This is a genomic window from Nocardioides sp. cx-173, from assembly GCF_021117365.1.
Lineage (GTDB): Bacteria > Actinomycetota > Actinomycetes > Propionibacteriales > Nocardioidaceae > Nocardioides.
Genome location: NZ_CP088262.1, coordinates 580,617 through 603,371, shown reverse-complemented (window position 1 = coordinate 603,371; position 22,755 = coordinate 580,617). Strand labels below are relative to the sequence as shown.

Annotated in this window: 27 protein-coding genes; 13 read left to right on the top strand and 14 right to left on the bottom strand. The window is 72.7% G+C overall.

What is annotated here, in order from left to right; all coding sequences use genetic code 11:
- Positions 1–44: 44 nt before the first annotated feature.
- The gene (locus tag LQ940_RS02840; protein WP_231244834.1) at positions 45–398 is read left to right on the top strand and encodes a hypothetical protein; all 354 of its coding nucleotides are present in this window, start codon (positions 45–47) and stop codon (positions 396–398) included.
- 95 nt (positions 399–493) lie between these two features.
- Here the strand turns inward: LQ940_RS02840 and LQ940_RS02835 are convergent, their stop codons facing one another.
- Positions 494–754 carry a LysM peptidoglycan-binding domain-containing protein gene (locus LQ940_RS02835; RefSeq protein ID WP_231244833.1) on the bottom strand — a complete coding sequence of 87 codons (261 nt, stop codon included), beginning with the start codon at positions 752–754 and terminating at the stop codon, positions 494–496.
- 410 nt (positions 755–1,164) lie between these two features.
- Between LQ940_RS02835 and lexA the strand changes: the two genes are divergently transcribed.
- Positions 1,165–1,878: a transcriptional repressor LexA gene (lexA, locus tag LQ940_RS02830; protein ID WP_231244832.1), complete on the top strand. Its 714-nt coding sequence runs from the start codon at positions 1,165–1,167 to the stop codon at positions 1,876–1,878.
- A gap of 10 nt (positions 1,879–1,888) precedes the next feature.
- The gene (locus LQ940_RS02825) at positions 1,889–3,442 is read left to right on the top strand and encodes an MXAN_6640 family putative metalloprotease (protein WP_231244831.1); all 1,554 of its coding nucleotides are present in this window, start codon (positions 1,889–1,891) and stop codon (positions 3,440–3,442) included.
- A gap of 68 nt (positions 3,443–3,510) precedes the next feature.
- Here the strand turns inward: LQ940_RS02825 and LQ940_RS02820 are convergent, their stop codons facing one another.
- Positions 3,511–5,481, bottom strand: coding sequence for an ATP-dependent DNA helicase (locus LQ940_RS02820; RefSeq protein WP_231244830.1), 1,971 nt, complete (start codon positions 5,479–5,481; stop codon positions 3,511–3,513).
- 50 nt (positions 5,482–5,531) lie between these two features.
- Complete coding sequence (locus LQ940_RS02815; RefSeq protein WP_231244829.1) at positions 5,532–6,689, bottom strand: ROK family transcriptional regulator; 1,158 nt, start codon at positions 6,687–6,689, stop codon at positions 5,532–5,534.
- A 288-nt stretch (positions 6,690–6,977) separates the two neighbouring features.
- On the opposite strand from LQ940_RS02815, the gene LQ940_RS02810 reads away from it, so the two are divergent.
- Positions 6,978–7,841 (top strand): sugar phosphate isomerase/epimerase family protein, encoded by an 864-nt coding sequence (locus LQ940_RS02810; RefSeq protein WP_231244828.1) that lies wholly within the window; start codon positions 6,978–6,980, stop codon positions 7,839–7,841.
- Here the strand turns inward: LQ940_RS02810 and LQ940_RS02805 are convergent.
- The 3 genes from LQ940_RS02805 to LQ940_RS02795 are packed head-to-tail and all read right to left on the bottom strand — an operon-like array spanning position 7,797 to position 10,950.
- On the bottom strand, positions 7,797–8,516 hold the full coding sequence (locus tag LQ940_RS02805) for an SGNH/GDSL hydrolase family protein (RefSeq protein WP_231244827.1): 720 nt from the start codon (positions 8,514–8,516) through the stop codon (positions 7,797–7,799). The two genes, LQ940_RS02810 and LQ940_RS02805, sit on opposite strands and share 45 nt — an antisense overlap.
- A gap of 51 nt (positions 8,517–8,567) precedes the next feature.
- Complete coding sequence (hflX, locus tag LQ940_RS02800) at positions 8,568–10,049, bottom strand: GTPase HflX (protein ID WP_374229554.1); 1,482 nt, start codon at positions 10,047–10,049, stop codon at positions 8,568–8,570.
- 58 nt (positions 10,050–10,107) lie between these two features.
- The gene (locus LQ940_RS02795) at positions 10,108–10,950 is read right to left on the bottom strand and encodes a helix-turn-helix domain-containing protein (protein WP_231244826.1); all 843 of its coding nucleotides are present in this window, start codon (positions 10,948–10,950) and stop codon (positions 10,108–10,110) included.
- 49 nt (positions 10,951–10,999) lie between these two features.
- On the opposite strand from LQ940_RS02795, the gene LQ940_RS02790 reads away from it, so the two are divergent.
- Together LQ940_RS02790 and LQ940_RS02785 are read left to right on the top strand one after the other, a co-directional pair.
- Complete coding sequence (locus LQ940_RS02790; RefSeq protein ID WP_231244825.1) at positions 11,000–11,542, top strand: TIGR03086 family metal-binding protein; 543 nt, start codon at positions 11,000–11,002, stop codon at positions 11,540–11,542.
- Between the two features lie 10 nt (positions 11,543–11,552).
- Positions 11,553–12,182 carry a nucleoside/nucleotide kinase family protein gene (locus LQ940_RS02785; RefSeq protein WP_231244824.1) on the top strand — a complete coding sequence of 210 codons (630 nt, stop codon included), beginning with the start codon at positions 11,553–11,555 and terminating at the stop codon, positions 12,180–12,182.
- Here the strand turns inward: LQ940_RS02785 and LQ940_RS02780 are convergent.
- From LQ940_RS02780 to miaA, 5 genes are all read right to left on the bottom strand, one after another.
- Positions 12,163–12,939 carry an SDR family oxidoreductase gene (locus LQ940_RS02780; RefSeq protein WP_231244823.1) on the bottom strand — a complete coding sequence of 259 codons (777 nt, stop codon included), beginning with the start codon at positions 12,937–12,939 and terminating at the stop codon, positions 12,163–12,165. The genes LQ940_RS02785 and LQ940_RS02780 overlap by 20 nt on opposite strands.
- A 23-nt stretch (positions 12,940–12,962) precedes the next feature.
- Positions 12,963–13,754, bottom strand: coding sequence for a diaminopimelate epimerase (gene dapF / locus LQ940_RS02775; protein WP_231244822.1), 792 nt, complete (start codon positions 13,752–13,754; stop codon positions 12,963–12,965).
- Positions 13,751–14,302 carry a dihydrofolate reductase family protein gene (locus tag LQ940_RS02770; protein ID WP_231244821.1) on the bottom strand — a complete coding sequence of 184 codons (552 nt, stop codon included), beginning with the start codon at positions 14,300–14,302 and terminating at the stop codon, positions 13,751–13,753. The genes dapF and LQ940_RS02770 overlap by 4 nt, the downstream gene beginning before the upstream one ends.
- On the bottom strand, positions 14,302–15,228 hold the full coding sequence (locus LQ940_RS02765; protein WP_231244820.1) for a helix-turn-helix domain-containing protein: 927 nt from the start codon (positions 15,226–15,228) through the stop codon (positions 14,302–14,304). The genes LQ940_RS02770 and LQ940_RS02765 overlap by 1 nt, the downstream gene beginning before the upstream one ends.
- A gap of 98 nt (positions 15,229–15,326) precedes the next feature.
- The gene (gene miaA / locus LQ940_RS02760; RefSeq protein ID WP_231244819.1) at positions 15,327–16,244 is read right to left on the bottom strand and encodes a tRNA (adenosine(37)-N6)-dimethylallyltransferase MiaA; all 918 of its coding nucleotides are present in this window, start codon (positions 16,242–16,244) and stop codon (positions 15,327–15,329) included.
- Positions 16,245–16,291: 47 nt separating this feature from the next.
- On the opposite strand from miaA, the gene LQ940_RS02755 reads away from it, so the two are divergent.
- From LQ940_RS02755 to LQ940_RS02735, 5 genes are read left to right on the top strand one after another with little or no spacing between them, the layout of a single operon-like run.
- Complete coding sequence (locus LQ940_RS02755) at positions 16,292–16,495, top strand: antitoxin (RefSeq protein ID WP_231244818.1); 204 nt, start codon at positions 16,292–16,294, stop codon at positions 16,493–16,495.
- Entirely contained in the window at positions 16,492–16,653 is a 162-nt protein-coding gene (locus LQ940_RS02750; RefSeq protein ID WP_231244817.1) for a hypothetical protein, read from the top strand. Before LQ940_RS02755 ends, LQ940_RS02750 begins: the two co-directional genes overlap by 4 nt.
- On the top strand, positions 16,650–17,141 hold the full coding sequence (locus LQ940_RS02745) for an NUDIX hydrolase (protein ID WP_231244816.1): 492 nt from the start codon (positions 16,650–16,652) through the stop codon (positions 17,139–17,141). Before LQ940_RS02750 ends, LQ940_RS02745 begins: the two co-directional genes overlap by 4 nt.
- Positions 17,134–17,418: a hypothetical protein gene (locus LQ940_RS02740; RefSeq protein WP_231244815.1), complete on the top strand. Its 285-nt coding sequence runs from the start codon at positions 17,134–17,136 to the stop codon at positions 17,416–17,418. The genes LQ940_RS02745 and LQ940_RS02740 overlap by 8 nt, the downstream gene beginning before the upstream one ends.
- Positions 17,415–17,699 carry a hypothetical protein gene (locus tag LQ940_RS02735; RefSeq protein WP_231244814.1) on the top strand — a complete coding sequence of 95 codons (285 nt, stop codon included), beginning with the start codon at positions 17,415–17,417 and terminating at the stop codon, positions 17,697–17,699. The genes LQ940_RS02740 and LQ940_RS02735 overlap by 4 nt, the downstream gene beginning before the upstream one ends.
- A 132-nt stretch (positions 17,700–17,831) precedes the next feature.
- Here LQ940_RS02735 and LQ940_RS02730 read toward each other — a convergent pair whose 3' ends face one another.
- Genes LQ940_RS02730 through LQ940_RS02720 form a run of 3 tightly spaced genes read right to left on the bottom strand, consistent with a single transcriptional unit; the run spans position 17,832 to position 20,912 of the window.
- The gene (locus LQ940_RS02730; protein WP_231244813.1) at positions 17,832–18,560 is read right to left on the bottom strand and encodes a peptidase E; all 729 of its coding nucleotides are present in this window, start codon (positions 18,558–18,560) and stop codon (positions 17,832–17,834) included.
- Complete coding sequence (gene miaB, locus LQ940_RS02725; RefSeq protein ID WP_231244812.1) at positions 18,560–20,032, bottom strand: tRNA (N6-isopentenyl adenosine(37)-C2)-methylthiotransferase MiaB; 1,473 nt, start codon at positions 20,030–20,032, stop codon at positions 18,560–18,562. Before miaB ends, LQ940_RS02730 begins: the two co-directional genes overlap by 1 nt.
- A gap of 28 nt (positions 20,033–20,060) precedes the next feature.
- A complete protein-coding gene (locus LQ940_RS02720; RefSeq protein ID WP_231244811.1) occupies positions 20,061–20,912 on the bottom strand; it encodes a class I SAM-dependent methyltransferase in 852 nt (283 codons plus the stop codon).
- A gap of 113 nt (positions 20,913–21,025) precedes the next feature.
- On the opposite strand from LQ940_RS02720, the gene LQ940_RS02715 reads away from it, so the two are divergent.
- Positions 21,026–21,802: an amino acid ABC transporter ATP-binding protein gene (locus LQ940_RS02715; protein WP_231244810.1), complete on the top strand. Its 777-nt coding sequence runs from the start codon at positions 21,026–21,028 to the stop codon at positions 21,800–21,802.
- Between the two features lie 12 nt (positions 21,803–21,814).
- Entirely contained in the window at positions 21,815–22,714 is a 900-nt protein-coding gene (locus LQ940_RS02710; protein ID WP_231244809.1) for a glutamate ABC transporter substrate-binding protein, read from the top strand.
- The last annotated feature ends 41 nt before the right edge of the window (positions 22,715–22,755 follow it).

Below are 22,755 nucleotides of genomic sequence, written 5' to 3'. Positions count from 1 at the left end.
GGGGCGGGTAGGACGCCGGCCGGGCATCAGTCACAATGGCCCGCGTGAGCCAGGGAAAGCGCGCCGGGTCGCGCCGGGGCAGCAAGCCCAAGCGCGGACTGCGCCCCGCGCTGCTCGGCTACGCCCTCGCCGTGACGATCAGCGTGCTGGCCTGGGGCTACCTGGTCTACGCCGCCATCGACTTCGGGGGTCAGGCACGCGGCGGCGACGGGCAGGCCTGGACCTTCCTGGGACTGGCGTCCCTGGGCGCCGTGGCCTGCCTCTTCCTCGGGCTGATCCTCGCGGCCCGCCTGCTTCGGGCGCTGGGCATCACCCAGCCCCCGCCGCCCCAGGCGCCGAGCACTCCGGTCGAGTCCGGCCCGCCGGCGAGTCCCGGCGGGCGGCGCGCCGCGCGATAGAACGCCGCAGAGGGCGGGACCACCGGGTGGTCCCGCCCTCTGTCTTCCCCGGTTCGTCAGCCGGGGTCGAGGCGGCTGACGACGTCTGTGTGGTGCTAGCCGGCAGGAACGACCAGCTCCTGGCCGATCGAGACCATGCTCGAGTCGAGGGCGTTGAGGCGCGTGATCTCGTCCATCATCGTCCGGGTGTCGCCGTCGTCGGCGAGGTCGGAGGCGATGTCCCACAGGGTCTCGCCGGCACCGACCATCACCACTCGGGTGGGCTCCGGGGTGCCGGGGCGCTCGGTGGCGACCGAGCCGGACGCCAGTGCGAACCCGACGGTCAGGACGACCGCCAGGGCGAGCAGGAGGACCACCAGCCGGCCGCGTCGGGTCAGTCGCAGGGTGCTGCACTCGCTGTCTCGTCGGGGCAGGCTGCGCGGAGCACGAGCCAGTGCCGGAGACGGTGTGACAGACGGGGCAACAGACGGGGCGGAAGACAGGGTCATCGTGCTCATTAGGACCTCCTGGGGAAGTGGCGGTCAGCCTCGGGTCTTGCGTGGAGCTCATGTCTAACGGCGAGCACCGACAGTGACTGGCGAGACGGTGTCGATCACATGTCCGATCACATGTCCGATCACACGTTCGATCGAACATGTGATCGACAGTAGAGCACCTGTTCGAACGAAATCAAGACCCCAGGCGAACATTTGTTCGAACGTCTGGGCGCGACACGCCGTTCGAACAGGTGTTTGAACAACGCCGGGTTTGGTGGGACCCTCGACCCATGGCCAAGAAGACTGTCTCCGAGCTGCCCGACGGACCCCCGGACGCCACGGGGCTCACCCCGCGACAGCTGCGGGTGCTGGCGACGATCAAGGACAGCATCGAGCGGCGCGGCTACCCGCCGAGCATGCGCGAGATCGGCCAGGCGGTCGGCCTGACCAGCAGCTCGAGCGTCGCCCACCAGCTCAAGACGCTGGAGGAGAAGGGCTTCCTCAAGCGCGACCCCAACCGGCCGCGCGCGCTCGAGGTCTTCCTGCCCGAGGTGATGGCGGCCCGGCGCTCGATGAGCAGCGCCGAGGAGTCCTCCTACGACGAGACCGGGATCGGTGACGTCGCCCCGGCGCCGACCAACGTGCCGCTGCTGGGCCGGATCGCGGCCGGCGGCCCGATCCTGGCCGAGGAGACCTTCACCGACGTGTTCCCGCTGCCGCGCCAGCTGGTCGGCGAGGGCGAGCTGTTCCTGCTCGAGGTGTCCGGGGAGTCGATGATCGACGCCGCGATCTGCCACGGCGACTACGTGGTGATCAAGCGCGAGCAGACGGCCCAGAACGGCGAGATCGTGGCCGCGCTGATCGACGGGGAGGCCACCGTCAAGACCTTCCAGCGCAAGGACGGCCAGGTCTGGCTGCTGCCGCACAATGAGGCGTTCGAGCCGATCGACGGCACCCACGCGACCATCCTCGGCAAGGTCACCGCGGTCCTGCGCCGCATGTAGGGTCCCCAGGGTGCCCCCCCTTCACGCTCGCCGAGCACCCCTGCCCCTCCTCGCCCTGGTCGCCCTTGTCGGGCTGCTCGCCACGCTGCTGACCGCGCCCAGCGCCACGGCGCGGCCCGACACCACCGGGCGCGGCAAGGCCGCTGCCGCCCAGCCGAGCGCCGCCGAGCGCGCGCTCACCCGCGCCCAGCAGGTCCTGGACGGCTCGCGGCGCGGCGACGCCACGCTGGCGCTGCGCGACCTCGCCCTGCGTCTCGACGAGCTCGACGCGGGCGACCGCGCGGCCGCGCAGCGCGTGCTCGCGCGTCCCACGGGCGGCAAGGACGAGGACAGCTACGGCACCAACCCGGTGTCCACTCAGTGCTCCGACGTGGTCTGCGTGCACTGGGTCCAGAGCGGTCCCGAGGCCACGACCGCGACGTACGCCCAGACCACGCTCGCCACCGCCACCGCGGTGCACAAGCGCTACGTCGCCGCCGGCTACAAGGCCCCGAAGCCCGACGCGGGCAAGGGCGGCAACAGCCTGCCCGACATCTACATCGCCAACATCGGCGACCGCCGCCTCTACGGCTACTGCACCACCGACGAGAAGCGGCCGTTCAAGGCCCCCTGGGACCGCTACGCCTTCTGCGTGGTCGACAACGACTACCAGGCCTCGGAGTTCCCGACCAACACCCCGCTCGAGAACCTCCAGGTGACCGTGGCGCACGAGTACTTCCACGCCGTCCAGTACGCCTACGACTTCGCCGAGGACGGCTGGCTGCTCGAGGCCACCGCCGCGTGGGTCGAGGACGAGCTCTACGACGGCGTCGACGACAACCGCCAGTACCTCGCCGCGAGCCCTCTGCGCCAGCCGCGCAAGTCGATGGACCAGTTCGACCCTGCCACCGGCTACCACTACGGCGTGTGGATCTTCTTCCGCTACCTCGGCGAGCGCTTCCCGGCCAGCCAGGGCGGCCTGCCCACGATCGTGCGTGACATCTTCCGTCGCGCCGACGGCAGCGGGGCCGCCCGCAAGGACCAGTACTCCTGGCAGGCGGTCTCCAGCGTGCTGCGCGCCCGCAAGACGACGCCCGAGAAGATCTTCACCGCCTTCTCCGCCGCCAACCGCCGCCCGGTCAAGACCTACTCGGAGGGCGCGGCCTACCGCAAGGCCCCGCTCGCCGGCAAGGTCCAGCTCGCGAAGCGTCAGGTCACCCGCCAGGTGCGGCTGAGCCACCTCAGCTCCGCCACCTACCGGGTCACCCCGGGTCGGGCCCTCAAGGGCCCGAAGTGGAAGCTGCGGGTCTCCCTCGACATGGCCCCGACCTACCGCGGCTCCCAGGCGGTCATCACCCTCTACCTCAAGAACGGCACCCAGCGGGTCACCACCGTCAAGCTGAACAAGCAGGGCGACGGCAGGAAGGCGGTCGCCTTCGCCCGGGGCAAGGTCTCCTGGGCCGAGGTGACGCTCGCCAACGCCAGCGGCCGCTTCGCCTGCTGGAAGCGGACGTACTTCTCCTGCCAGGGCGTCGCCAAGGACGACCGGCTGCAGCAGCGCGTCACCTTCCGCGCCGTCAAGTAGCCGGCGGTGAACGCCGGGTAACGACCCGGCGTTCACCATCGCGGGGGCTGGGACGGCGTCGCGCGGGTCTAGGTCGTGCTGCTCGCCAGCCGGGTGAGCGCCTTGCGGACCAGCGCCGGGTCGGTGGTGGTCCACATCGGCGGCAGGCTGGCCTTGAGGAAGCCGCCGTAGCGGGCCGTCGCCAAGCGCGGGTCGAGGACGGCGACGACGCCGCGGTCCTCGGTGGTGCGGATCAGGCGGCCGGCGCCCTGGGCCAGCAGCAGCGCGGCGTGCGTGGCGGCGACCTGCATGAACCCGTTGCCGCCGGCCGCGTCGGCGGCCTTCTGGCGCGCGCTCATCAGCGGGTCGTCGGGCCGGGGGAACGGGATCCGGTCGATCAGCACGAGCTGGCAGGTCTCGCCGGGCACGTCCAGCCCCTGCCAGAGGCTGAGGGTGCCGAAGAGGCAGGTGTGCGGGTCGCCGACGAACTGCTTGGCGAGCTCGGGCAGCTGGGCATCGCCCTGGGCGAGCGTGGTCAGGTGCGGCAGCCGCTCGCGGACGTGCTCGGCGGCGGCCTCGGCCGCCCGCCGGCTGGAGAACAGCCCGAGGGTGCGGCCGTCGGCGGCGTCGACGAGCTCGCAGATCTCGTCGAGCTGCGCCTTGACCAGACCGTCGCGCCCCGGCGGGGGCAGGTGCCGGGCGACGTAGAGGATCGCCTGCTGGCCGTAGTCGAACGGCGAGCCGACGTCGATGCCGACCCACGGCAGCGCGCCCTTGCCGCCACCGACGGCGGCGCCGTCCAGGATCCGCTCCGAGGGCTTGAGGCCGACGCTCGAGGCCAGCGCGGAGAAGTCGCCGCCGAGCATGAGCGTGGCCGACGTCATCACCACGGTCTTGTCGGTGAGCAGCTTGTCGCGCATCTGCCCCCACACCTGCAGCGGCGCGACGCAGAGCCGCGGCGGGATGCGCTCGGTGCCCTCGGCGAGCCAGAGGACGTCGGCGTCGGAGCCGGCGGCCATGCGCTCGGCGGTGGCGAAGACGTCCTGCACCGACCCGCGCGCCTGGGTGCGACCGGCGTCGGCGTCGCCGTCACCGTCGCTCTTGGGGTACGCCGACAGGCAGGCGCGCGCCGCGTCGCGCACCAGCACCAGCGCGTCGGCCAGCTCCTCGGGCACCCGCTCGAACCGACCGGGGCGCGCCTCGGCCGTCGCGTCGCGCAGGGCACCGGCCGCGTCGGCGAGGTCGTCGGCCTGGGGGCCCTCGACGTGGCGCTGCGAGCGCCGCGCGGCCCGCTCCACGTCGGCGGCCGTCAGCTCGTCGGTGGCCGCCTGGGTCACCCGGGCGGTGAGCTCGTGGGCCTCGTCGATCACGACCACGTCGTAGTCGGGGATCATCGGCACCCCCTCGATCGCGTCGATCGCGAGCAGCGAGTGGTTGGTGATGACCAGGTGCGAGCGGTGCGCCTTCTCGCGGGCCAGCTCGGCGAAGCACTCCTGGCCGAACGGGCACTTCGCGGCGCCCAGGCAGTCGCGGTGGCTGACGCTGACCTGGCGCCACTCGCGGTCGGTGTGACGCGGGGCGGAGTCGCGCTCGCCGCTGCCGCCGTCCTTGGCCTCCTCCTCGGCCCAGGCGCGCAGCTCGAGGACCTTCTGGCCCTGGGAGCCGGCCGGGAGCTCGACCAGTGCCCCCTGGTCGTCGGGGACCCCCTCGCGGATGCGGTGCAGGCAGGCGTAGTTGGAGCGGCCCTTGAGCACGGCGTAGGAGGTGTCGACGCCGGGCACGTCCTTGACCGCCTCCACCAGCCGCGGCAGGTCGCGCTCGACCAGCTGGTGCTGCAGGGCCAGGGTCGCGGTGGCGACGACGACCCGCTCGTCGTGGAGCAGGCTCGGCACCAGGTAGGCCAGCGACTTGCCGGTGCCGGTGCCGGCCTGCACGAGCAGGTGCTGCTTGGTGGTCATCGCCGTGGCGACCGCCTCGGCCATCGCCACCTGGCCGGGCCGCTCGGAGCCGCCGAGCGCGCTCACCGCCGTCGCGAGAAGGGCGGCAGGCTGCTCGGACACCCGAGAACCCTAACCGCGCCCGGCGACAGCCGGTCCGGCCGTCCCCAGGCTCACGGCAGCGCCAGGCTCCGCGCCTCGATGTGGTCGGGCGAGAGCGCGTGCGCGATGGCCAGCGCCGCGGCGCCGAGCACGCCGGCGCGCTCGCCGGCCTGCGCGGTGACGATGCGCAGGTGCTCGGTGGCCAGGGGCAGCGAGCGCTGGTAGACGACCTCACGGATGCCGGCGAGCAGGCTCTCGCCCGCGTCGGCCAGCGAGCCGCCGACGACGATCACCGCGGGGTTGATGACGTTGACGAGCACGGCCACGACCTCGCCGATGTCACGACCGGCCTGCCGCACGACCTGGACGGCGAGCGGGTCGCCGCCCTGCACGAGCGCCACGACGTCCTGCCCCGCGCCGACCTCGGCCCCGGCCTCCCGCAGCGCCCGGGCGATGGCCGGCACGGCCGCGACGGCCTCCAGGCAGCCGTGGTTGCCGCAGCGGCAGGTGACCTGCTCGGCGCGGTCGATCCGGACGTGTCCGAGGTCGCCCGCCGTACCCTGGGCGCCGCGCTGGAGCACGCCGCCGGAGATCAGGCCGGCGCCGATCCCGGTGCTGATCTTGATGAAGACCAGGTCGTCGACGTCGGGCAGGTGGGCGTGCTGCTCGCCCAGGGCCATGATGTTGACGTCGTTGTCGATCAGGACCGGTACGGCGAACGCGCGCTGCACCCGCGCCGGGACGTCGTAGCGGTGCCAGCCGGGCATGATCGGCGGGTTGATCGCCCGGCCGGTGTCGTGCTCGACCGGGCCGGGCAGCCCGATCCCGATGGCCGCCAGCTCGGCAAGCGTGCGCTGCTGCTCGACGAGCATCTCCGCGACCACCTGCTCGACCCAGCCCAGCACGTGCTCCGGCCCGCTGGCCACGTCCAGGTCGGCGCGACGCTCGGCCAGGATCCTGCCGGACAGGTCGGCGATCGCGGCGGTGGCGTGGGTGGCGCCGATGTCCACCCCGGCGACGACCCAGGCCCGGGGGTTGAGCGCCAGCAGCGCGGGGGGCCGCCCGCCCGTGCTGACGCCGTCGCCGTACGGCGCTACCAGGCCCATGCGCATCAGGATCTCGATCCGTGCGGCGACGGTCGAGCGGGCCAGCCCGGAGGCGTCGGCGAGCTCGGCCCGGGTGCGGGGGCGGCCGTCGCGCAGGAGCTCGAAGACGTCGCTGGTCCGCACCGGCGCAGTGTTCCACGCCCGCGGTTCGGGGCAGCCGGAAAGCAACTTCTGCTAGATCATCGACGAAAGCCGTGACGTCTGACACAGTGGCGCGGTGGGCTCCGCGCCGCGTGCGACGCCACGCTCCGCGAGCGGGGGTCGACACGTGCTTCGGTCCCGAACGGGTCGGGACTCGAGAGAGGGAGATTCGTCATGTGCTTCGGGTATGACGGTGAGCAGGCACTACAGCGCTCCTTGGCGCAGAAGGGCGCGCCCCGGCGCCATGTTCTGAGGGGAGCCGCCGCAGGCGTGGCGGGCCTCGGGGTCGCGGCCGGGCTCGGCGCCGCGCCGGCGGTGGCCGCACAGGGACGCGGGCACGGGCACGGACGGCGCCGATCGGTGCCGCACGACAAGATCAGCATCCAGCTCTACACGCTGCGCGCCGCGCTCGGCGGACAGCCGGGCTTCGACGTGGTGCTCCAGCGGCTCGCGCAGTACGGCTACGAGAAGGTCGAGCTGGCCGGCTACTACGGCCGCACGGCGGCCCAGCTCCGCGACTTCCTCCAGGGGCTCGGCATCCGCGCCACGTCGAGCCACGACGGCATCAGCGCGACCCCGGCCGCACTGCGGACCAAGCTCGAGAACGCCGCGACGCTGGGCCAGCGCTACGTCGTCGTGCCCTACCTCGCCTCCGCCTCGCGCGCCGACTGGGAGACGTGGGCCGACCAGATGAACGCCGAGGCCCGCCAGGCCAGGCGGTGGGGACTGCGCTACGGCTACCACAACCACGCCCACGAGTTCACGACCGACCTCGGCGGCGGGCTGACCCCGTGGGAGGTGCTCACGGAGCGGCTGGACCCGCGCTACGTCCACCTCGAGGTCGACCTCTACTGGGTCTACACCGGCGGCGTGAACCTCGGCGTCGCCGACCCCGACCGGTTCACGATCGACGTGATCCGGCGCGCGCCGCAGGAGGTCCGACAGTTCCACGTCAAGGACCGCGACGCCGCCACGGGCGACATGGCCGACCTCGGCACCGGCGTGGTCGACTTCGCGCGGATCTTCCGCACCCACACGGTCGAGGAGTACATCGTCGAGAACGACACCCCCGACGTCACGCCGCTCACCTCAGCTGCCGTCGGGCACCTGTACCTCGATCACCTGGAGTACTGACTCGTTGACGAGGTCGCCGAACTCCCGGTGACCCTCGGAGGTCAGGTGGAGGCCGTCGTCGAGATAGGGCAGGTCGGCCTCCACCATCGACAGGTACGTCGCACCGTGGCGCGCCGCGAGGGCGGCGAGCACCGCATCCACCCGCCCCACCTCCGAGCCGCGCACCGGGGCCGGTGGCGGCCCGACGACCAGCAGCGACCGGTCGCCGACGGCCCGGACGAGCGCGCGGAAGCCGGCCCCGATCTCGGCGGCCGTGCGGTCGTGGTCGTTGAGGCCGCCCTGGACGACCACCAGGTCGGCGCCGCGCTTCAGCGCGTGGGGGGCACGGTCGGCGAACGAGACCCGCCCACAGGCGCTGGCGCGGGCGCTGAAGCCCGAGCCGGAGAAGCCGGCGACGTGGACGGGGCCGGGCAGCCGCGAGGGCCAGGACCGGTCGGGGTGGTCGAGCCGTAGCCCGACGGAGTAGGAGTCGCCGATCACGACGACCCGAGGGCCCTCGCCGGAGGTGTCGCGCTCGGCGCGCGCGCTGGCGGCCTGCGCGAACCGCTCGCACCGCTCGGCCCCGGCGCCCTGGGCGCCGACGGTCAGCTGGAAGGTGACGGCCAGGGTCGCCAGCAGCACGACGACGAGCGTCGCGAACAGCGGCGTACGCACCGCGATCCCCCGGATGACCACCGCTCGATTCTCCGCCACGCCGCCCCGGCGTGGCGGAGGTTTACCGAAACGTCACCGAACCGGGTCGGCGGCGTAGGACGCGAGCTCGCCGGCGAGGTCCTCGTTGGCGCGTCCGCTGACCAGCGTGCCGTCGCCGGTGTGCTCCAGCGAGGTGATCTCGCCCTGCTGGTGGATGCGGTTGAGCAGGTCGCCGCGCTCGTAGGGCAGCAGCGCGCGGAACTCCACGTCGGGCCGCGGCAGCTCGTCCTCGACGAGCGCGAGCGCGTCGGCGATGCCCTCGCCGGTCTTGGCGCTGACGACGACCGAGTGTGGCACGCGCTGGCGCAGGCGGGCCAGGACCAGCGGGTCGGCGGCGTCGGCCTTGTTGATGACGATCAGCTCGGGCACCTTGTCGGCGCCGATCTCGGCGAAGACCTCGCGCACCGCGCTGATCTGGCCCTCGGGGTCGGGGTGCGAGCCGTCGACCACGTGCAGGATCAGGTCGGAGTCGGCGACCTCCTCCAGCGTCGAGCGGAACGCCTCGACCAGCTGGTGAGGCAGGTGACGGACGAACCCGACGGTGTCGCTCATCGTGTAGACGCGCCCGTCGGTGGTCGTCGTGCGCCGGGTGGTCGGGTCGAGCGTCGCGAACAGCGAGTCCTCGACCAGCACCCCGGCGCCGGTGAGCCGGTTGAGCAGGGAGGACTTGCCGGCGTTGGTGTAGCCGGCGATCGCGACCGAGGGGATCTGGTGGCGCTGGCGGTCCTGGCGCTTGGTGTCGCGGGTGCCCTTCATGGCCTTGAGCTCGCGGCGCAGCTTGGCGATCTTGTCGTTGATGCGGCGCCGGTCGGTCTCGATCTTGGTCTCACCGGGGCCGCGGCCGCCGATGCCGCCGCCGTCGGCGCCGACCCGGCCACCGGCCTGGCGGGAGAGGTTGCCACCCCAGCCGCGCAGGCGCTGCTTCATGTAGTTGAGCTGCGCCAGCTCCACCTGCGCCTGGCCCTCGGCCGAGCGGGCGTGCTGGGCGAAGATGTCGAGGATCAGCGCGGTCCGGTCGACGACCTTGACCTTGACCCGGTCCTCCAGGTTGCGCAGCTGGCTGGGCGCGAGCTCGCCGTCGCAGATCACGGTGTCGGCGCCGGTCGCCTGCACGATCTCGGCGATGCCCTCCACCTTGCCGCGACCGACGTACGTCGCCGGGTCGGGCGCCTGGCGGCGCTGGTAGATCGCCTCCAGCACCTCCGAGCCTGCGGTCTCGGCGAGGAGGGCGAGCTCGGCCATGGAGTTCTCGGCGTCCTGCACCGTGCCCTCGGTCCACACCCCGACGAGGACCACGCGCTCCAGGCGGAGCTGGCGGTACTCGACCTCGGTGATGTCCTCGAGCTCGGTGCGGAGGCCGGCCACGCGGCGCAGCTGGTGGCGCTCGGCCAGCTCCATCGCGCCCGCGGTCGGCTCGTCCTCGGGATCGGGCTCGTCGGCCCACGCCTCGGTCGCCTCGAGCTCGTCGTCGAGGGAGAAGTCGTCGTCGGTGTCCACCGGGTCTGCGTTACTCATACGGCCTCCAGCCTAGGTCGGCGGCGGTGAGTGCGCTAACCGGTTTCGGCCCTGGCCCCTACGACGGTCGCCGCTGGGCGGCGTAGGCGCGCGGGGTGACGCCGGTGACCCGGCGCCAGTCGCGGCCGAAGTGGGCCTGGTCGGTGTAGCCGAGCTCGGCGGCGACGCGGGCCAGGTCGACGTCTCCCTCGGCGGTGAGCAGCTCCGCGGCCTCGTGCAGCCGGCGCCGCTGGATCAGCCACTTCGGGCTCAGCCCGATGCGTCGCGCGACCAGGCGCTGCAGGGTGCGCTCGGTCAGCGCGAACTTCTCGCAGATCTGGCCGACGCGCTGCACCCGCGGGTCGCCTTCGACGTACTCGACGACGGCGTTGATCAGCTGGCTCTCCTCGTCGAGCGGCACCAGCGCGGCCAGGGCGCCCTCGATGGCGAGCACGGCGGCCCGCTGCCGCTCGGGGTCGTCGGGTGCGGGTGCCATCGCGGCGCGGACAGTGGCGGTGAGCGCGGGGCCGTCCAGGGTCGAGAGCGTGGACAGGTCGACCTGGGAGTCGGTGATGGTCACGGGCCCGCCCAGGAGCAGCGAGCCGGTCGCGGGCATCAGCATCGCGCCGGCCGCCCAGCCCGAGCCCGAGAGCTCCTTGGTCGAGAGCCCGGACGCCGGCCCGACGATCCTGGCGTAGTCGTGGGCGACCACCAGGAGGCAGACGGGGTACTGCAGGACCCGCTGCACCGTGGTCCGCCCGGGTGGCAGCGACCAGACCGGCAGCCAGTAGCGGCGGACGACGTCGGCGAGCGCGGAGGACGGCGCGAACCGGTGCACCGGTGGGCTGAAGCCCTGGGCATCGCGCAGGTGCGCGCGCTCGACGGGATCGACCTGGCGCGGCCGTCCCGGTCCCTCGAGCATGTCGGATTCCTACCAGACCCGACCGACAGCCGGGTGACACAGTGGAGCCATGACCGAGCTCACCGACTCCTACCTCGCCGACGCCGACCGCCTCTCCGCCCTGCTCGCCTCCGCCGCCGACGCAGACTGGTCGGCCCCCAGCCCCTGCGAGGGCTGGAGCGCCGCGGACGTCGTCGACCACGTCGTCGACACCCAGCGCAGCTTCCTGGCCGAGCGCGACGCCGACCTCGGCCCCCGTCCGAGCGGCACGCCCGAGGAGGTGTGGGCCGCCCACACCGACGCCGTACGCCGCGCGGTCGCCGACGACGCCTTCGTCACCCGCGAGTACGACGGCTACTTCGGCCGCACCACCGTCGCCGACACCCTCGCGCGCTTCTACGGTTTCGACCTGCTGGTCCACCACTGGGACATCGCGCGGGCGCTCGGCCGCGACGTCCAGTGGGACGACGCCGAGATGGACCGGATCGAGACCGCCCTGGACGGCTTCGGCGACCAGCTCTACGGCGAGGGCATCTGCCAGCCGGCGCTCGACGTCCCCGACGACGCCCCCCGCCAGGTCCGGCTGCTCGCGCGGATGGGCCGCGCGGCGTAAGACTGGGGGCGTGCTGCGCCTCTCCCCCGATGCTCACGAGCTGCCCGGGCTGCTGCCCGCGGCCGGTCGGATGCTGGGCCTGACCGGAGCCCCGGGCGCCGGGAAGTCCACGCTGGCCGCGCTGCTGGCCGCCCGCCACGGCGCGACCGTCGTACCGATGGACGGCTTCCACCTCGCCGACGTCGAGCTCGAGCGGCGCGGCCTGCGCCAGGCCAAGGGAGCGGCGGAGACCTTCGACGTCCTGGGCTACGCGGCCCTGCTGCGCCGCGTGCGCGACCGCGAGGACCTGGTCCTGGCGCCGATGTTCGAGCGTGACCTGGAGCAACCGGTGGCGGGGGCGCTGCCGGTCCGGGGCGAGGCCGAGCTGGTCGTGACCGAGGGCAACTACCTGCTGCTGCCCCAGCAGCCGTGGCCGCGCGTGCGCGCGCAGCTCGACACCGTCTGGCACGTCGTGACCGATGAGGACCTGCGGCTCGAGCGGCTGCTCGCGCGCCATATGCGCTTCGGCAAGACGCCGGCCGAGGCCCGCGCCTGGGTGGAGCGGGTCGATGGGCCCAACGGCGTGCTCATCGAGGCGGTCGCCGAGCGCGCCGACCTGGTGCTGGACCTGACGGATCTCGCTACTTGGGAGGCATCCTGATGCCGCCGTCGACGCGGACGACCTCGCCGTTCATGTAGGCGTTGGTCAGGCACTCGATCACCATGCTGGCCAGCTCGTCGGGGGTGCCGAGGCGCTTGGGGAACAGCACGTTGCGGCCGAGGTTTTCCTTGAACGCGTCCGCGTCCGGGCCCTCGCCGTAGATGGGGGTGTCGATGAGGCCCGGCGCGACGGTGTTGAGGCGGATGCCGGAGGCGGACAGGTCGCGGGCGACCGGGAGGGTCATGCCGACGACGCCGCCCTTGGAGGCGGAGTACGACGCCTGGCCGATCTGGCCGTCGAACGCCGCCACGCTCGCGAGGTTGACGATGGCGCCGCGGCAGCCGTCCTCGTCGGGCTCGTTGCGGCTCATCACGGTGGCGGCCTGGCGCACCATGTCGAAGGTGCCGATCAGGTTGATCTGCACGACCTTGGTGAACGCCTCCAGCGAGTGCGCGGACTCCAGCTGGCCGTCGCGACCGATGGTGCGCTGCGCCCAGCCGATCCCGGCGGAGTTGACGACCGCGCGAAGCGGCGCGATGTCGGCGGCGGCCTCGACCGCGGCGGTGATCTGGTCGGTCTGGGTGACGTCGACCTGGGCGAAGACGCCCTTGATCTCCTCGGCCAGGGCCTCGCCCTTGTCGGCCTGGAGGTCGGCGACCACCACGGTGGCCCCCTTCGCGGCGAGCGCGCGTGCGGCGGCCGCGCCGATGCCCGAGGCGCCGCCGGTGACGATGGCAGAAGATCCGGTGAGTTCCATGGACCGGACTGTAGTAGCGACCCTCAGAGGTCGGTGGTCCCCCGGGCCACGAGCACCGCGGGGCCGGTCATCAGGATCCGGTCGTCGGCGGTCCAGGCGATCGACAGCGTGCCGCCCGGCACGTCGACCCGGTACGCCGTGTCGCGCGACGCCGCGTCGACCTCGGCGGCGGCGACCATCACCGCGCAGGCGCCGGTGCCACACGAGCGGGTCTCGCCCGACCCGCGCTCGTGCACCCGCATCGCGACGTGGGCCGCGCCCCGGCGTACGACGAACTCGACGTTGACGCCGTCGGGGTAGACCGCCTCGTCGTGGGTGGGCGCCTCGAGCAGCGGCCCGGCCTCGGCGAGGTCGTCGACGAACGCGACCGCGTGCGGGTTGCCGACGTCGACGTGGGTGGCGGTCCAGGTGCGGCCCGGCACGGACACCTCCGTCTCGCCGAGCACCTTCGGCGTGCCCATGTCCACGGTGACCAGGTCGCCGTCGAAGGTCAGGACCTTGACCCCGTCGCGGGTGTCGACCTCCAGCGGCTCCGCGGGGTCGACCAGGCCCTCGTCGACGAGGTAGCGGCCGAAGACCCGGATGCCGTTGCCGCACATCTCCGAGAGGGACCCGTCGGAGTTGCGGTAGTCCATGAACCAGAGGCCGTCACGGCGTACGACGCGCAGCACGCCGTCGCCGCCGATGCCGGCGCGGCGGTCGCACAGCGCCCGGACCCGGGCGGGGTCCAGGTCGCCGTGCACGCTGCCGTCGTGGTCGGGCAGCAGGACGAAGTCGTTCTCGGTGCCGTGGCCCTTGAGGAAGGGGTAGCTCACGCCCACAGCCTAGGCGGTCCCACCACCTCGTAGCGGGCGCACGCGAACGCCTGGTTCTGGGCCAGCTCGACGAGCTTGAGCTCGTAGCGGCGCGGGAAGACCGGCCGCCCCGCGCCGAGCGTGACCGGCGCGATGTAGGTGACGATCTCGTCGAGCAGACCCGCATCCGCGAACTGGCCGGCCAGGTCTCCCCCGCCGACGACCCAGAGTCCCTTGCCGCCTGCCGCAGCGGTCATCTCAGCGTGGACCTCGGGGACCGGGGCGGAGGTGAACGTGATGCCCTCGCCGATCGGGTCCAGGTCACGGTGGGTGAACACCCACGAGGGCATGTCGTAGGGCCACTTCTCGCCGGTCCTGGCGCAGTGGGCCACGCCCCACTCGTACGTCGTGGCGCCCATCGCGATCGCGCCGATGTCGGCGATGAAGTCCTGGTAGTTGAGGGGGCCGGACTCGTCGTTGTCCTGCACCAGGAGCCAGTCGAGGGAGTCGCGCTCGTCGGCGATGAAGCCGTCGAGGGTCGTGGCGGTGTAGTAGGTCGTGCGCACCATCACGCCACCCCCGCCCGGCCCCTGAGCCACTCGATCGGGTCACCCTGGTCGACGTCGTGGCCGGCGGCGCGCAGCAGCTGGCGCGCGAGCTGGCGGCGGTGCGCGCCGTAGGTCAGCACGTGGGCGACCACGCTGCTCAGCACGAAGCTCTCCGGCGGGTCGCACAGCGCGTCGATGAGCGTGTCGCCCCAGGCGCCACGCCGGTCGATGTCGCGCACGGCGGCCAGCCAGCGCGGGGCCACCCGGTCGTGGCGGGCGAGCAGGGAGGCTGCGTCGTCGCCCTCGCTGTGTGGCATGTCCGCGCCCTCGATGGCCGCCAGCCACACCTCCTTGCTGCGCACCTGGTGCTCCAGCACCGCGGCCAGCGACGCCTCCTCACCGTCCCAGCTGAGAACCGTGTGGCCGGGCAGGCGGTCGTGACGGTAGTCCTCCTCACTGAGCCCCTTGGCGCGCTCCAGCAGCGCGCGGGTGTCGGCGAGGTCGTGCTCGAGCATCAGCTCGGCCATCGGGTTCATCGACTGCTCCTGGGTGTGGACCCACAGCGAGGTGGGCGGGTGGAAGTGGATGCCGTTGGGGGCCGGGAGCCAGTGGCCCCGTGCGGCCGTCTGCCCGGCCGCCTGTCCGGACAGCTCGCTGGGCGCGCAGCCGAACGCGCGGCGGAACGCGCGGCTGAAGCCTTCGACGGACTCGTAGCCCGCCTCGAACGCCGCGTCCGTGACCGACGTGCCGTGCCGCAGCCGCCAGGCCGCGCGCTCGAGCAGCACGCGCCTGCGCATCGCGACCGGCGGCTCCCCGGCACCGCGGCTGAGCTGACGGCTGAAGTGGTACGGCGAGGAGTACGCGCTGCCGGCCATGTCGTCGAGCGTGCGGTGCTCCTCGTCGAGCACGGCGTCGAGCAGCTCGCGCAGCCGGTCCCGTGCCTCCATGCCGTCCAGTGTGGACCGGCCCGGCACCCGAGTGCCCGACCGTTCTTGCTGCGATGAGTGCGCCACGTACGGGCGTCCGCCACCGCAGTGCACGCGGTCTACGACGTCGTGCGCTGAACCGCCGCCAGCGCCTGCTCCACCCGGTCGGGGGCGTCGAAGGGCACCCACACGATGCGCGGGTCCTTGGTGAACCACGAGTCCTGGCGCCGCGAGAAGCGCCGGGTCGCGATGAAGGTCCGCTCGCGCGCCTCGGCCAGGGTGAGCTCACCGGCCAGGTGGGCCATGACCTCGCGGTAGCCGATCGCGCGCGAGGCCGTGGGGCCCTCGGCCAGCCCCTCGTCGAGGAGCCGCTCGACCTCCGCGACCAGGCCCCGGTCGAACATCTCGTCGACGCGCTGCTGGATGCGCAGGTCCAGGGTCGGCCGGTCGATGCTCAGCCCGACCTGGACCGTGGCGGGGTCGGCGTACTCCAGCGCCGGGAGCGAGGCGGCGTAGGGACGACCGGTGAGCTCGATGACCTCGAGGGCGCGGACCACGCGGCGCCCGTTGCCGGGGCTCATCTTGGCGGCCGCCACGGGGTCGACGAGCGCCAGCCGGGCGTGCAGCGCCGCCGGCCCCACCGACGCGAGCTCGGCCTCCCAGCGCGCGCGGACGACCTCGTCGGTGGCCGGGAAGTCGAAGCGGTCCAGCACCGCCCGTGTGTAGAGCGCGCTGCCGCCCACGAGGACCGGGACGGTGCCGGCCGCACGCAGTTGCGCGCTGGTCTCGCGGGCCTGCTCCTGGAAGTGCGCGACGCTCAGCGGCTCACGGACCGAGAGCAGGTCGAGCAGATGGTGCGGGATGCCGCGGCGCTCGGCCGGCGGGACCTTCGCGGTGCCGATGTCCATGCCGCGGTAGACCTGCATCGCGTCGGTGTTGACCACCTCGCCGCCCAGCGCCTCCGCGAGGTCCAGCGAGAGCCCCGTCTTGCCCGAGGCCGTCGCGCCCACGAGCGCGACGATGGGCGGAAGGGGCATGTGGCTAGTGTGGCAAGTGACCACCATCCCCCACTCGGAGGACCACCATGAGCTTCCTGGACGACGCGAAGAAGAAGCTGGCCGACGCCGTCGACAAGCACGGGGACAAGATCTCCGACGGCATCGACAAGGCGGCCGCGGCCGCCGACCAGCGCACCGGCGGCAAGCACGCCGACAAGATCGCCAAGGCCCAGGCCAAGGCGAAGGACGGCCTGGACCGGCTCGACGGCAAGAACGACGGCCCGCGGTGAGCGAGGCATCCGCCGACGACAGCACCCCCGACCTCGAGCCCGGCGCGGCGCTCCCCGGAGCCCACGACAGCGACCTCCCCGACGAGGACGACGCGGGCCACACCGGGCCGCTCCAGGAGGAGAACGCCGGCACGAGCGAGGACCAGCCGTCGCAGTGAGCCCGGACCCCACTCACGGCCGCTTCGTGGTCGTCCCGGCGGCGTACGTCTTCCTGCTGCGCGACGGCATCTTCGGCCCCGAGGTGCTGCTGCAGCTGCGCCAGAACACCGGCTACATGGACGACCACTGGGCCGCGGCCGCGGCCGGCCACGTCGAGCGCGGCGAGACGGCGTACGACGCGGCGCACCGCGAGGCCGCCGAGGAGATCGCGGTGGCCGACCTGGCGCTGGAGTTCGTGACCACGATGCAGCGCACCCGGCACGCCGACCCGATCGACGAGCGCGTGGACTTCTTCTTCACCGCGCGCTCGTGGACCGGCGAGCCGCGCATCGTGGAGCCCGAGAAGTGCGCCGAGCTGCGCTGGTGCCGCCTGGATGCGCTGCCCGACCCGGTCGTGCCGCACGAGCTGTCCGTGTTGCAAGCCCTGAGGTCGGGTACCACGACCCCGTACAGCACCTTCGGATTCTCAAGGAGTCACCATGCCTGACGCAGACCTCGGCCCCAAGCCCGACCCGGAGATCGAGCCGGGCGAGCCCAACCCGGGCGGGGTGGACGCGATCGACCACGGTGACGGCGTGGACGGCGAGTCCGCGGACGGCGACCCGGTGCCCGCCGACCTCGACCCGCAGGACAACCCGGCCACGCAGGGCGAGCCCGACGAGGTGCAGGAGGACGAGGACACCTCGACCAAGGCCACGCAGCAGATGTCCGACGAGGACAACACCGGCGGTGCCGACGAGGCCGACCGGGAGAACCCCGTATGAGCACCGCAGGCCACGAGGGGCGCCCCGACGTCCCCGACGACGACTACGACGTCACCGAGTCCGACCAGGACCCCTCGGGCGACCTGGGCGTCAGCAGCGAGCGCGAGGGCCACGCCGGCCCGGGACAGCACGCCGCCACCGGCGTCCGCGACACCAGCGAGGGCCGCCCCGCCCCCGGCGACGACACCCCGCCCGAGCAGTCCACCGGCAACGTGGAGCCCCAGCCCGAGGGCCTCGAGCCCAAGGCCGGCTACTCCAGCAAGGACCCCCGCTCCGACTGAGCACACGGTGGTTGAGGTGCGAGCGAAGCGAGCCTCGAAACCACCCCCGCGTACCCAAGGCCGCTTCCCGGCTCACCGGGTTTCGAGGCTCGTCGCTAGCGCTCCTCGCACCTCAACCACCGGGGGGTCAGGTCAGAGTCGGCGTACGTCGAGCTCGGTCTCCACGGCCTCGCCGGCGGCGGTGCGGTCGACGAAGTACGCGCCGGCCCGGTCGTTCTCCGCGAGCGCCTCGACGAGCTCGGTGCCGCGGTAGAGCAGGCCGGCGCCGTCGTCGGTGGCGTAGCCGGGCGGGAGGGTGCCGCCCGCGACCAGGGACTGGAAGAGCGGGCGGCGCTGCTCCTCGGAGTCGTAGTGGACGCCGTTGGAGTACGGCAGCAGGGCCAGGCCGTTGGTGATCGGTCGCAGGTCCGGGCCGAAGGAGTCGGTCGTGCCGCCGACGTGCCAGCAGATCGACCCGGCCGAGACGCCGGTGAGGACGACTCCGACCTCCCAGGCCTCACGCATGACCTCACCGACCCCGTGCAGCTCCCACATCGCCAGCAGGCCGGCGACGCTGCCACCGAACACCCAGATGACGTCCTGCGACAGCAGGTGCTCGCGCAGGTCCGGCACGTTGGGCATCGTGAACAGCTGCACGTGCGAGCCGTGCAGCCCGGCCAGCTGCGCCAGGTCGTAGAAGTTGCGGATGCCCTCGGTCGAGTCGCCGCCGGCGGTGCCGAGGTAGCAGACCCGCGGCGCGCGGCCGGTCACGCCGGCCAGCTCGATCGCGTGCCGGGTGAGGGGACCGATCTCCCAGCGGGTGCGCTCGCCGGCGACGATGCCGCCGGAGGTCGCCAGGATCGTGGGGGCGTCGGCGGGCATCAGCGGCAGGCCGGGGCGTCGGCGAGCGGCGCGGGCACGCCGAGGCTGGGCATCCCGAGCGAGACCCCGGCCCCTGAGGGCTGGGCCTGGCGGGCCTCCCACGCGTCCCCCGAGCGGGTACGGCGCACGGTCGCCGGCGCGTCCGCGACCAGGTGGTGCGGGGCGGCGTACGTGACGTCGACGGTGACCATGTCGCCGGGCCGCGGCCTCTCGACCAGCGAGTCGGCGGCGAAGTGGACCAGCCGGTTGTCGGGGGCCCGGCCGGACAGGCGCAGCGTGGCGGCGTCCTTGCGGCCCTCGCCCTCGGCGACCATCAGCTCGACGCGGCGGCCGACGAGGCGCTTGTTCTCCTCCCAGGCGACCTCGTTGACGAGGTCGGCCAGGCGCCCGTAGCGGTCCTTGACCACCTCGGGCGGGACCTGGTCCGGCAGCGTGGCCGCGGGGGTGCCGGGGCGCTTGGAGTACTGGAAGGTGAAGGCGCCCGAGAACCGCGACTGCCGCACGACGTCCAGCGTGGCCTGGAAGTCCGCCTCGGTCTCGCCGGGGAAGCCCACGATGATGTCGGTGGTGATCGCGGCGTCGGGCAGGGCGGCGCGGACCCGCTCGATGATCCCGAGGTACTTCGAGGAGCGGTAGGAGCGGCGCATGTCCTTGAGGACCTTGTCGGAGCCGGACTGCAGTGGCATGTGCAGCGACGGCATCACGTTGGGGGTCTCGGCCATCGCCTCGATGACGTCGTCGGTGAACTCCGCGGGGTGCGGCGAGGTGAACCGCACCCGCTCCAGCCCCTCGACCGACCCGCACGCCCGCAGCAGCTTGGAGAACGCCTGCCGGTCGCCAAACTCCACCCCGTAGGCGTTGACGTTCTGCCCCAGCAGCGTGACCTCCGAGACGCCCTCGGCGACCAGTGCCTCGATCTCGGCGAGGATCTCGCCGGGACGGCGGTCCTTCTCCTTGCCGCGCAGCGCCGGCACGATGCAGAACGTGCAGGTGTTGTTGCAGCCCACCGACACCGACACCCAGGCGGCGTACGCCGACTCGCGCTTGGTCGGCAGCGTCGAGGGGAAGACGTCGAGGGACTCCAGGATCTCGACCTGTGCCTCCTGCTGCACCCGCGCCCGCTCCAGCAGCACCGGCAGCGAGCCGATGTTGTGGGTGCCGAACACGACGTCGACGTACGGCGCCCTGGCCGTGATCGTCTCGCGGTCCTTCTGCGCCAGGCAGCCGCCGACCGCGATCTGCAGGTTCGGGTTGGCGGCCTTGATCGGCGCCAGGTGCGACAGGTTGCCGTAGAGCTTGTTGTCGGCGTTCTCGCGCACGGCGCAGGTGTTGAACACGACCACGTCTGCCTGGCGGTCCGCCGGCGCGGCGACGTAGCCCGCCGTCTCGAGCAGGCCGGTCAGCCGCTCGGAGTCGTGGACGTTCATCTGGCACCCGTAGGTGCGGACCTCGTACGTGCGCGCGCTGCTCATGACCGACCCAGCGTACGTGGCCTCCGGGTCAGCGACGCTCGAAGGTGGCGGTCAGCCGGCGGCCGATGCGGTAGTCGCTGATCTGGGTGGCGTCGGGGTTGTCACGCAGCAGCCCGTCCCAGTCGGCCAGGCGGGTGAGCTCGAAGCCGGTCGAGCGCCCGAGGAGCTCGAGCGCGGACAGGGTGGGGCGGCCGGTGATGACGGTGTCGCCGGGCGCATAGCCGTCGGGTACGGCGTTGCCCTCGCGCTCGACGGGCTCGGTCGCGAGGCGCACGATCGTCTCGGGGTGGCGGTGCACCTCGGTGTCGATCACCAGGTGCCGGGCGCCGGTGTCGCGGGCCCGTCCGAGCAGCTCGGTGTGGCGCAGCGTGTGGTAGAGGAAGCCCAGGCACAGGACCACGTCGTACTCATGGCCCTCCCGCGCCAGGAAGTCGAAGACGTCCCCGGCCTCGAAGGAGAAGCGGTCGGCCGTGACGCCGTAGCGGGCGAGGTTCTCCCCCGCGTGCGCCACGAGCTCGGGGCGGGCCTCGATGCCGGTGACGTGGGCGGCGCCGGCGTCCAGCGCGGCCATCGACCAGCGGCCGTCGTGGCTGGCGATGTCGAGCACCCGGGCCCCGTCGAAGAGCTGCCGGTTCATCGTGAAGATCGCCTCGTGGCGCAGGTTGAGCCGCCACGGGTACGACGAGGTCTGGCTGGTGTCGAGGAAGCCCGGGAAGCGGTCGGTGAAGCCGCCGTCCAGGCGCAGCGAGCCGGCGGGCGCGGCGGACGGCGGGCCGGCCGGCCGCTCCGGCCGTCCAGGCCCGGGAGCCGGCTCGGCGGGGCGCGCGCCGCGCAGGCGGCGCAGCGCGGCGGCGGCGAGACGGGGAGTGGTCAACGGCATGGGCCTGCAGGCTACCCAGAGCGGACGCCGTGCGGGCCCGCCAGGGTCACGGGTGTGCATCACCACAGTCTCAAGATGGCTCGATGCGACTACGGGCCGCTAGGGTCCCGGGCATGACGACGCTGGAGAACGAGGAGCGGACCCCGCAGACGGGCGAGCCGCTCGTCGTGCTCGACAAGGTCGACAAATGGTTCGGCGACCTGCACGTGCTGCAGGACATCAACCTCACCGTCCACCGCGGCGAGGTGGTCGTCGTCATCGGGCCGTCGGGGTCCGGCAAGTCGACGCTGTGCCGCGCCATCAACCGGCTCGAGACCATCGACAAGGGCTCGATCACCCTCGACGGGCAGCCGCTCCCGCAGGAGGGCAAGGCGCTGGCCAACCTGCGCGCCGAGGTCGGCATGGTGTTCCAGAGCTTCAACCTCTTCGCCCACAAGACGATCCTCGAGAACGTCACGCTGGGACCGATCAAGGTCCGCAAGATGCCCAAGGCCGAGGCCGAGGCCCGGGCGAAGGAGCTCCTGGACCGGGTCGGCATCGCCCAGCAGGCCGGCAAGTACCCCGCCCAGCTCTCCGGCGGGCAGCAGCAGCGCGTCGCGATCGCCCGTGCGCTGGCCATGGAGCCCAAGGTCATGCTCTTCGACGAGCCGACCTCGGCGCTCGACCCCGAGATGATCCGAGAGGTCCTCGACGTCATGGTCGACCTCGCCGAACGCGGCATGACGATGGTCGTGGTCACCCACGAGATGGGCTTCGCCCGGACGGCGGCCGACCGGGTGCTCTTCATGGCCGACGGCCAGATCGTCGAGGAGAACACCCCCGAGCAGTTCTTCACCAACCCCCAGAGCGATCGGGCCAAGGACTTCCTCGGCAAGATCCTCAAGCACTGAAGGAGATTGCGTATGCGACACACGAGGATCAAGGCCGCGATCGCGGTGCTCGGGCTGACGCTCAGCCTGGCCGCCTGCGGCGACGCGGGCAGCGACGACGAGGGCGGGAACGACGTCGAGGTGAAGGAGAACGCCGCCGACGACTTCGAGGACGGCACCTACATGAAGGAGCTGGCCGAGGCGGGCAAGATCACCGTCGGCGTCAAGTACGACCAGCCGGGCCTGGGCTTCAAGGGCGCGACCGCCGACGTCCCCTCGGGCTTCGACGTGGAGATCGCCAAGCTGCTGGTGGCCGACCTGGGCATCGACCCGGAGGACACCGACGCCACCACGTGGGAGGAGACGGTCTCCGACAACCGCGAGCCGTTCCTCACCGAGGGCAAGGTCGACCTGGTGCTCGCGTCGTACTCGATCACCGACGAGCGACGCCAGGTCGTCGGCCAGACCGGCCCGTACTTCACCACCGGCCAGCAGCTGCTGGTGCCGGCCGACAGCGACGTCGAGAGCATCGACGACCTCAAGGGCCAGGAGGTCTGCTCGGTGACGGGCTCGACCTCGATCGACCGCATCAACGAGAAGGGCGCCAAGGGTGTGGGCTTCGACAGCTACTCCGAGTGCGTGCAGAAGGTGCTCGACGGCACGGTGGCCGCGATGTCGACCGACGGCTCGATCCTGGCGGGCTTCGCCGCCCAGAACGAGGGCCAGCTGAAGGTCGTCGGTGACGAGTTCTCCGAGGAGCGCATCGGCGTCGGCTACAGCCTGGAGCACCCCGAGATGTGCGAGTGGATCAACGGCGTCCTCGAGGAGAGCTTCGAGGACGGCTCGTGGGCGAAGGCGTTCGAGGACACGCTCGGCCCCTCGGGCGTCGAGACCCCCGACCCGCCGGCGCTCGACGAGTGCCCCGCGGCCTGATCGACCACTGACGTCCGGGGCGGCGCGACGCGCCGCCCCGG